Here is an 8,832-nt window from a genome sequence, read left to right as displayed (position 1 = left end):
CAGATTGAAGGTGCCATCGTCGATCGTATCTGTCTCTTGAAGATCGGCGCTGCGCAGGAAGGGGAAGCTGACAAGCATCTAGAGCACTCCTGGGGCCGGGCCGCTACTCGGACAGTGGCAGGCTGGTCGGATCAAAGGGAAGACCGGGCATTGGCTGACCATCGAGGGACAGCGCGTAACCGCTGCCACCAGCCTGCTGTTTCAGCGGCCCCTTGATGTTGATGGCGACGCCGTCCAGGGTGATGCCGCCATCGTGCAAGGTGATGGTCCCGCCAGGGCCACGTATGCGCATCACTTCGCCGGCTTGTAGTTCGATGACCTGCGAGCGATGGCGAATCGCCTGGCCCGCTTGCAGTTCGGATTGGCCTTCCACGCTGTGTTCCTGATGCCCGCCGATGCTGACCCAGTGGTTGGCCGTGGTCTTGTCGCGGCGGTGGTTACCGACCTCTTCGGTGCGGTCTTTGCCGGTGCGGATTGTGTGGTTACGGCCGATGCTCAGGGTGTCGTCCTGGCCGATATCGTGGTGGCGGTCTTGGCCGATGTTCACTTGTTCGTCGTTGCCGACTTTTTCCTTGCGGTCGTGACCGATAGAAACAGTTTCGTCGTGCTCGACCTGTTCGCTGCGGTCGTGGCCGACGAAGGTGGTTTCGTCGTGCTTGATGTGGATGTTCTGGTCTTTCTGCGCATGGACGTAGATTTCCTCCTGATCCTTTTCGTCCTCGAAGCGCAGTTCGTTGAAGCCTTCGCCTTTGTGGGTCTTGCTCTTGATCGTCATCCGGGTCTTATGACGGGGTAGTTCGTAGGGCGGCAGTTGCAGGCGGTTATAAGTACGGCCGGTGATGATCGGTTGGTCCGGGTCGCCGTCGAAATGGTCGACGATAACCTCCTGACCGATACGCGGGATGGCCATATGGCCCCAGGTGGCGCCGGAGATGTTTTGCGAAACGCGGATCCAGCAGGAGCTGTATTCGTCCCGCTTGCCCTCGCGGTCCCAGGGGAATTGCACCTTCACTCGGCCGTATTCGTCGGTAAATATCTCCTCATTTTTTGGGCCGACCACCGTGGCGTTTTGCGGGCCGTCGATCAATGGTTTGCGCAGCGGCTCAGCGCGCCATTCGGCGTCGTCCGGCACCAGTTCGGCTTGGTAGCTGTAGTGAGTGCCGAGTTGCGCCTCAGCACTTTCTTCAGCCTGGCTGGTGTGCTGTTTGCCATGGTGAACGATGCTAATCAGGCGCCAGCCTCGGTTCATGTCTTCCCGTGGGTGGCCCGCGAGAGTGAAGGAAATGCCCGGTTGCAGGCGCGGATCATCGCCCTCGACCAGGGCCATGCGCGCATCGCGGCGGTGGCCGCGTAGGCGGTTTTCAGCGAAGGGCTTGCCGGCCTCATCAAACTTGGCTCGGGCCGGGTAATCGTAACGTTCGTATTGGCGACCTTGATGGTCGAGATCGACGCCATCACGGCTGTGCTGATGGCCATAGCGCGGATGGTGGAAGGTGTAGTCGCGCTGGGTCTGGCGCGCCGTGCGTACGTTTTCACTGTAGGCGAATCGGCGTAACGCAGGTTGAGGCTGATCGCCGCCGGGTGCGGGGTTGTATTGCACCGGCTCATCCCCCACCCGCCCGTGGATAAACAGGCGATCGCTGTGGACCAGTTGATGGCCTTCGGCACTGTGTCGAAAGGAATAAAAGAACCCTTCCTCGCGCATGATGCGTTCGACAAAGTGGTAGTCCGTATCGCCCGCCTGCACGCAGTACTCACGTGACAGATGCTCGTTGGTGACCCGTTGTTCGTAGTCTCGAGTCAGCCCGTGAGCCTTGAGCACCGCCTCGGTAATCTGCGGCACGGTAAGGGTCTGGAAGATGCGCCAGTCGGAGCTGAGCTTCAATCGCGCCAAGCGCGGCTCAATCACTGCCGAATAGCGCGTACGCCTGAAGCCGCTGTCGTGCTGGACGAAGGAGGACACGGCGCCATGCACATAGCGCACGGGCGTCTCACCGTGCCAGAGGGTCAGCAGCGCCGATCGATCCAGCACCTGCCCGAAGTCGATGGCGGGATTGGCGCTGCTCAGTTCGACGCAAAGATGAAAGGTCTCGGACAGCGCTTCATGGAGCGCGAACTCAACAACGTCAAAAGACTCGTTACCAATACTGAAGGTAAAACGCAGATCGGATTGGCTTGGCATGCTCTATTCCCGGCAACCTGATTGCAGGCCCTCAAAAGTGGGCATGCCTGGGTGTAGCCGGCAGAAGCCTGCACGTGTTTCATGGCCCGCAGATATGAGACCTTGCTGAAAAGACCCACAGAAAAATCGCTTAAATCACCTGATCTGGAGCCTGGCTCCCTTTGTTGAGCCGAAAATCCCCCTAGCCACACCCCGGAGTTCAAGCGCAAGACACCGAGTGCAACCCACCCCGGCGTCCCCTACCATGCTCCGGCAAAGAGCCCTTGGACCCACGACTTTTCAGGTACCGCCATGCCCGTCGCTGCCACTGATGACCCTTATGCCGACGCCAGTGCATTTCTGGCGGCGCTGGACCCACAGTGGGCCGCCCATATCCAGCGGGTGGGCCGCTGCCTGCATCAGCCCAAACCGACCCGCGACCCTTTCCAGGCGCTGGTGCGGGCGATTGCCTATCAGCAATTGCATGCCCGGGCCGGCGACGCGATCCTCGGGCGGCTGCTGGCGCTGTACCCCGGCCAGGCATTCCCCAGCCCGGCACAGATAATCGCCACCGATCCACACACCTTGCGTGGCTGCGGTTTTTCCGCGAGCAAGCTGGCAACTATCCAGGGCCTGGCCGAAGCGGCGCAAAATGGGGTGATCCCCAGCTATGAACAAGCGCTGCAGATGACCGATGCAGCCTTGATCGAGCGCCTGGTCGCCTTGCGCGGGGTGGGCCAGTGGACCGTGGAGATGTTGTTGATCTACACCCTGGAACGTCTGGATATCCTGCCCGTCGACGATTTCGGCGTGCGTGAGGGCTACCGGCGCCTGCAAGGCCTGGACGCACAATTGACCCGCAAGCAGATGGCCGATACCGCTCAGGCCTGGAGCCCCTACCGCACCGTGGCGGCCTGGTATTTATGGCGGGTTCCGGCACACCCGGCCCGGGGCGCGGACACCACGGATTGAGCGTCAATTCAAGCGCAAGACTCGGAGTTTTCGACGCCGGAAATCGGCCTATGCTGCTTGCAACCTGACCTACCCCAGAGAGCCGACATGAAGCAACCCACCCTGCCCCACAGCCCTGGCGCCGAGTCTGAAGACGACCGGCGCTGGCTGGCGATTGAGGCCCGCGACCCAGGCGCCGATGGGAAGTTTGTCTACGGGGTGAAAACCACCGGTGTCTACTGCCGCCCCAGCAGCTCAGCGCGCCTGCCACGGCGGCACAACGTCGAGTTTTTCGATACTGCCGAGCAGGCCGAAGCTGCAGGTTATCGCCCCAGCAGGCGCGCGGCGGCGGATCAGACCAGCACCGCGCAGCAGCATGCCGCCCTGGTGACCCGCGCCTGCCAGCTCATCGAGCAGGCCGAGGCTGTGCCCAGCCTGAATGCCCTGGCGCAGCAACTGCGCTTGAGCCCTTATCACTTCCACCGGGTGTTCAAGGCCATCACCGGGTTGACACCCAAGGCCTACGCCAGCGCGCACCGGGCCAGGAAGATGCGCCAACAGTTGACACGTGGCGGCTCGGTGACCGAGGCGTTGTATGACGCCGGCTTCAACTCCAACAGCCGCTTCTATGAATCCTCCAACGACGTACTGGGCATGAAGCCTGGCGAGTACCGCGCCGGTGGGGCCAACACCGAGATTCGCTTCGCCGTCGGTCAATGCTCGCTGGGGGCCATCCTGGTGGCGCAAAGCAACCGCGGGGTCTGCGCCATTTTGCTGGGCGATGACCCCCAAGCCCTGGTCACGGAACTGCAAGACACCTTTGCCCAGGCGCGCTTGATCGGTGGCGACCGGCAGTTCGAGCAATTGGTGGCCAAGGTCGTGGGGTTTATCGAGGCCCCGGCCCCGGCCCTCGGCCTCGACCTGCCCCTGGACCTGCGCGGCACCGCGTTTCAGGAACGGGTGTGGCAGGCCCTGCGCAGCATCCCGCCGGGCAGCACCGCCAGCTATGCCGAGATCGCCGCGCTCATCGGCGCGCCGAAAGCCTTTCGCGCCGTGGCCCAGGCCTGCGGCGCCAACAGCCTGGCGGTGGCCATTCCCTGCCATCGGGTGGTGCGCAGCGATGGCCAGCTGTCGGGCTACCGCTGGGGCGTGGAGCGCAAGCGCCAACTGCTGGAGCGTGAGGCGCAGTGAGCCGGCGCGCGCTCCTGGTCCCCGACAAACACTGGCACGATGGCCGCCGCACCCGTTAAGGTGACCGACCTCGACCGCGCCCCGCACGGGTCGCCCTGCCGCGTTGCCGCCACCCCGGACCGCCCTGACAGACCGCTCAAGGAGCCGCCATGAGCCTGGAAACCGTTAAACACTTTCTCGCCGCAAACGCTTCCGACCTCTCGGTCATCGAGCTCGAAGAAAGCACCGCCACCGTCGCCCTCGCCGCCAGCGCGCACAATGTCGAACCGGGGCAAATCGCCAAGACCCTGTCGCTGCGGGTCAACGACCAGGTCATCCTGATCGTGACCCGTGGCGACGCACGCCTGGATAACAAGAAATTCAAGAGCCACTTCGGGGTCAAGGCCAAGATGCTCGACGCCAGCGAAGTGCAGGCCCATACCAGCCACCCGGTAGGTGGCGTCTGCCCGTTCGGCGTGCCGGACACCGTCGCGGTGTATTGCGATGTGTCGCTCAAGCAATTCGATGAAGTGCTGCCCGCCGGCGGTGCGACCAACGCTGCGGTACGCATCTGCCCGCTGCGCATGGCGCAACTGGTCAGCGCGCAATGGGTCGACGTGGCCCAGGCCTGACCCTCCAACGTCAAGGACCGAGAATGGCATGGAAAGCCTGTAGTCCGGCGGGCTGAACACACCCTTCGATCAAGCCTGGGGCTGCACCACCCCGCGTTCCTCCAGCAAGCGCACGAACATGGTCAGGCTTTGCGAGACCGTGCCCCGGCGCCACACCAGCCAGGTGCGCAAGTAGCGAAAGGCTTCCGACAGCGGCCAGATGCTCACGGTGCTGCACCCGGGCATGCTTTCGAGCATGCTGCGCGGCATCAGCGCCAGGCCGGCACCGGCGCTGACGCAGGCGAGCATGCCGTGGTAGGACTCCATTTCGAAAATCTTCCCCGGCACTGCCGCGTCCTGGGTGAACCAGCGTTCGAAGTGATGCCGGTACGAGCAGTTGGCGCGAAAGGCGTAGATGTTTTCGCCGTTCACCTCTCGGGCGCGCTGGATCGGCCGGTGGTGCAGCGGCGCGATCAGCACCATTTCCTCTTCGAACGCCGGCACGCCTTCCAGGGCCGGGTGCAGCACCGGGCCGTCGACAAAAGCCGCCGCCAGGCGCCCTGCCAGTACGCCGTCGATCATGGTCCCGGAGGGGCCGGTGGACAGGTCCAGTTCAACTTTGGCGTAACGCTGGTTGTAGGCCGCCAGCAACCCGGGGATCCGCACCGCCGCCGTGCTTTCCAGGGAGCCCAGGGAAAACGAGCCCTGGGGCTCTTCGCCGGCCACCGTGGCCCGGGCCTCTTGCACCAGGTCGAGGATGCGCCGGGCGTAGTCGAGAAAACTCCAGCCGGCCGGCGACAGGCGCAGGCGGCTTTTCTCGCGGATAAACAGGTCGACCCCCAGGTCCTGCTCCAGTTGCTTGATGCGCGTGGTCAGGTTCGACGGCACCCGGTGGATCTGCGCCGCAGCGGCGCTGATGCTGCCGTGCTCGGCCACGGCCTTGAAGATTTCCAGCTGTACCAGATCCACGGCATTCTCCAAACGTGAACGAAAGACTCAGTATTATTCAGTTTCCAGAAAACAAACGCCACCGTAACCTGCGCCCATCCCCACCCAGCAGGACGGTGCCATGACTCAGGTTTCCAGCGTCACCCACGCCATCTCGATCAACCCCGCCACCGGCGAACAGATCGGCCACTACCCCTTTGAATCGGCCCAGGCCCAGGAAGCGACACTGGCGCGCGCCGCGTCGGGGTTCAGCCTGTGGCGCAACACCCCGGTGGCGCAACGGGCCGCCGCGCTGCTGGCCTTGGCCGCTGAGCTGCGCAACGACGCGCAACAGATGGCGAGCATGATCACCCGGGAAATGGGCAAGCCGATCACCCAGGCCCGTGGCGAAATTGAAAAATGCGCCCAGCTCTGCGAGTGGTATGCGGCCCAGGGCCCGGGCATGCTCAGCGCCGAACCGACCCTGGTCGAAGGCGGCAAGGCGCGGATCGAATACCGCCCGCTGGGGCCGATCCTGGCGGTGATGCCGTGGAACTTCCCGATCTGGCAAGTGCTGCGTGGCGCGGTACCGGCCCTGATCGCCGGCAACACTTACGTGCTCAAGCACGCACCGAATGTCATGGGCAGCGCCTATTTGCTGCGCGATGCTTTCCAGCGCGCGGGCTTCGCCGAGGGTGTGTTTGAAGTGCTCAACGTCACCCCGGACGGCGTCTCCAGTGCCATCACTGACCGCCGCATCGCCGCCGTGACTCTCACCGGCAGCGTCCGCGCCGGCATCGCCATCGGCGCCCAGGCGGGTGCCGCGCTGAAAAAATGCGTGCTGGAACTGGGCGGCTCCGATCCGTTTATCGTGCTCAACGACGCCGACCTCGATGCTGCCGTCAAAGCCGCGGTGATCGGCCGTTACCAGAACACCGGGCAAGTCTGCGCAGCGGCCAAGCGGCTGATCGTCGAACAAGGGGTGGTCGAGGAATTCACCCGCAAGTTCGTCGACGCCACTCGCCTGCTGGCCGTGGGCGATCCCCTGGCCGCCGACACCTACATCGGCCCCATGGCGCGTTTTGACCTGCGTGACGAACTGGACCAGCAAGTGCGCGACACCCTGGAAGAAGGCGCGACCCTGCTGCTCGGCGGCGCCAAGGCCGAAGGTGCCGGCAACTTCTACCCGGCCACGGTGCTGGCCGATGTCACCGACCAGATGACCTCGTTCAAGCAGGAGCTGTTCGGCCCGGTGGCCTCGATCATCACCGCCCGCGATGCCGAGCACGCCCTGGCCCTGGCCAACGACAGCGAGTTCGGCCTGGCCTCCACCGTCTACACCGCCAACCTGGAGGTGGCCGAGTACTTCGCCCAGCACCTGGAAACCGGCGGCGTGTTTATCAATGGCTACTGCGCCAGCGATCCACGGGTGACCTTTGGCGGGGTGAAAAGAAGCGGTTTTGGTCGCGAACTGTCGCACTTCGGCGTACGCGAATTCTGCAATGCACAGACGGTGTGGCTGGACCGCAACTGAGGGCCGCAACCCGCCCGTAAGCCTTGGCTTACGGGCGGGCACTGCCGAAAGGATCCTGGCCGGCGATCAGGCCTCGGGTTGGGCCAGGGCCATCAGCTTTGACAGAAGCGGATGCGGTTACCGAACGGATCATAGACTTCCAGCACCTGGCCCCAGCCCTGCTGGACAATCTGCGGGCGCCCGTAGCCGTAACGCTTGGCCAGCAGTTCGTCACGCAGCAGCTCGATATTGTGCATTGGCACAAATACGGTCGAACCCGGGCTGGCATCGCCGTGGTGCTCGGACAGGTGCAGTTGCAGGCCGTCGCGGCTGAGGCCCAGGTACAGCGGCAGATCGGCTTCGAAGCGGTGCTCGAATTCGACGCCGAAGCCCAGGAAATCCAGGTAGAACTCCCGGGCCTTGGCTTCATCGAACATGCGCAGGATGGGGATGGGTTTGTCGAACGTTATGGCAGGCGCAGTGGCTGGCTGGGCGTGGGCGGTTCGCTCGGGCAGCAGCGCCGCCGCGGTGTTCCAGTCCTTGTAGCCCAGTTGCTGCGCCACCAGTTCCAGCGCGGCGGAGTGAGACACCACTTGATCGCGCGTCTCCAGCGAGGCACGCAGCCGCTTGGCCATCTGTTTGGCTTGATCGATCGAAAACATCGTTGCTCCTGTGATCGAGGCATTTCGGTGCTCGCATTGCCAAACCTCGACTCTCAAGAGTGGCGATAGGATTGGGAACAACAACACATGCTTTCACCTTTCCCTTGTGCGGGAGCGAGCGGCGGGCAGCAGCGGCCGGCGACGATCATACCCAAGCCTGCGCCCGGTGGCGAGGGCGCAGCAGGAGCCTGGCCCTGGCAGACGCGCAGAACCGAATGCCCGGTCCAGGGTCATAGATCGAGCCCTTTTTCAGACGGACCCTGCCCCGTGCCTATTCACCTGCCCCTGGTTATCGCCGCCACCGCCGCCCTGCTCAGCCTGTCCGGCTGCACCCAATACCGCTATGTCCAGCCCGACAGCGCCGAAGGTCGGCAATGCGTAGCCAAGCTCGATGCCGATGTCGCTCAGTGCGAGCAGCGCGCCAGCAAGCAGTTGGAGGCCGATACAGGCATCTACGACGCGATGATGGCCAGCTATCAGAGTTGCCTGCACAACAGCTCAAGAGACGCGCCCCAAGGGCAAGTGTGCGGCCCGGCCCCGGTCGACCCTCGCACCGAACAGGCGCGAAGCTGCCGTCAGGGTTACAAGCTGTCCTTTACCGGCTGCGGCGGCCGTATCGAAGAAATCCCCCGTGAATGACCCCTGCCTTTGGCGCCACAGGGCACCACGCCATCAATAGCGAATCGCCATTTTTTTGCACTGCGCCCGGAATTTTTTTTGACTCTTGCGACTCAGATCGTCAGGTGGAACACCAACGTATCCACTTGGCAGGACCGTTGTGCGGCTGGCGATATTGTTCATTCAGCCCACTTCCACTCCGCCCCATGGCCGTGATGA

At 63.7% G+C, this 8,832-nt stretch carries 9 protein-coding genes; 5 read left to right on the top strand and 4 right to left on the bottom strand.

The window, feature by feature from the left end; all coding sequences use genetic code 11:
• Positions 1 to 103: 103 nt before the first annotated feature.
• A complete protein-coding gene (locus AC19YX_RS23665; protein ID WP_500607171.1) occupies positions 104 to 2,182 on the bottom strand; it encodes a type VI secretion system Vgr family protein in 2,079 nt (692 codons plus the stop codon).
• 291 nt (positions 2,183 to 2,473) lie between these two features.
• On the opposite strand from AC19YX_RS23665, the gene AC19YX_RS23660 reads away from it, so the two are divergent.
• From AC19YX_RS23660 to AC19YX_RS23650, 3 genes are all read left to right on the top strand, one after another.
• The gene (locus tag AC19YX_RS23660) at positions 2,474 to 3,133 is read left to right on the top strand and encodes a DNA-3-methyladenine glycosylase family protein (RefSeq protein WP_500607170.1); all 660 of its coding nucleotides are present in this window, start codon (positions 2,474 to 2,476) and stop codon (positions 3,131 to 3,133) included.
• A gap of 87 nt (positions 3,134 to 3,220) precedes the next feature.
• Entirely contained in the window at positions 3,221 to 4,303 is a 1,083-nt protein-coding gene (gene ada, locus AC19YX_RS23655; RefSeq protein WP_500607169.1) for a bifunctional DNA-binding transcriptional regulator/O6-methylguanine-DNA methyltransferase Ada, read from the top strand.
• Between the two features lie 149 nt (positions 4,304 to 4,452).
• Positions 4,453 to 4,914 (top strand): YbaK/EbsC family protein, encoded by a 462-nt coding sequence (locus AC19YX_RS23650; RefSeq protein WP_078469111.1) that lies wholly within the window; start codon positions 4,453 to 4,455, stop codon positions 4,912 to 4,914.
• A gap of 69 nt (positions 4,915 to 4,983) precedes the next feature.
• On the opposite strand, the gene ptrR is transcribed toward AC19YX_RS23650, so the two are convergent.
• The gene (ptrR, locus tag AC19YX_RS23645; protein ID WP_078469154.1) at positions 4,984 to 5,862 is read right to left on the bottom strand and encodes a putrescine utilization regulator PtrR; all 879 of its coding nucleotides are present in this window, start codon (positions 5,860 to 5,862) and stop codon (positions 4,984 to 4,986) included.
• 100 nt (positions 5,863 to 5,962) lie between these two features.
• On the opposite strand from ptrR, the gene AC19YX_RS23640 reads away from it, so the two are divergent.
• Complete coding sequence (locus AC19YX_RS23640) at positions 5,963 to 7,354, top strand: aldehyde dehydrogenase family protein (RefSeq protein WP_500607168.1); 1,392 nt, start codon at positions 5,963 to 5,965, stop codon at positions 7,352 to 7,354.
• A 92-nt stretch (positions 7,355 to 7,446) separates the two neighbouring features.
• Here the strand turns inward: AC19YX_RS23640 and AC19YX_RS23635 are convergent, their stop codons facing one another.
• On the bottom strand, positions 7,447 to 7,995 hold the full coding sequence (locus tag AC19YX_RS23635) for a glyoxalase superfamily protein (protein WP_500607167.1): 549 nt from the start codon (positions 7,993 to 7,995) through the stop codon (positions 7,447 to 7,449).
• A 267-nt stretch (positions 7,996 to 8,262) separates the two neighbouring features.
• On the opposite strand from AC19YX_RS23635, the gene AC19YX_RS23630 reads away from it, so the two are divergent.
• Entirely contained in the window at positions 8,263 to 8,634 is a 372-nt protein-coding gene (locus tag AC19YX_RS23630; protein WP_500607166.1) for a hypothetical protein, read from the top strand.
• A gap of 33 nt (positions 8,635 to 8,667) precedes the next feature.
• Here the strand turns inward: AC19YX_RS23630 and AC19YX_RS23625 are convergent, their stop codons facing one another.
• Positions 8,668 to 8,796: a hypothetical protein gene (locus AC19YX_RS23625; RefSeq protein WP_500607165.1), complete on the bottom strand. Its 129-nt coding sequence runs from the start codon at positions 8,794 to 8,796 to the stop codon at positions 8,668 to 8,670.
• Between the last annotated feature and the right edge of the window lie 36 nt (positions 8,797 to 8,832).

Source organism: Pseudomonas sp. MF09150 (assembly GCF_059862355.1).
This window is presented reverse-complemented; position numbering and strand designations above follow the sequence as displayed.

Excerpts from the sequence above, each read along its gene's own strand:
- AC19YX_RS23650 (WP_078469111.1), top strand. The coding sequence starts at position 4,453 with ATGAGCCTGGAAACCGTTAAACACTTTCTCGCCGCAAACGCTTCCGAC.
- AC19YX_RS23640 (WP_500607168.1), top strand. The coding sequence starts at position 5,963 with ATGACTCAGGTTTCCAGCGTCACCCACGCCATCTCGATCAACCCCGCC.
- AC19YX_RS23665 (WP_500607171.1), bottom strand. The coding sequence starts at position 2,182 with ATGCCAAGCCAATCCGATCTGCGTTTTACCTTCAGTATTGGTAACGAG.
- AC19YX_RS23625 (WP_500607165.1), bottom strand. The coding sequence starts at position 8,796 with ATGAACAATATCGCCAGCCGCACAACGGTCCTGCCAAGTGGATACGTT.
- AC19YX_RS23635 (WP_500607167.1), bottom strand. The coding sequence starts at position 7,995 with ATGTTTTCGATCGATCAAGCCAAACAGATGGCCAAGCGGCTGCGTGCC.
- ada (WP_500607169.1), top strand. The coding sequence starts at position 3,221 with ATGAAGCAACCCACCCTGCCCCACAGCCCTGGCGCCGAGTCTGAAGAC.
- AC19YX_RS23660 (WP_500607170.1), top strand. The coding sequence starts at position 2,474 with ATGCCCGTCGCTGCCACTGATGACCCTTATGCCGACGCCAGTGCATTT.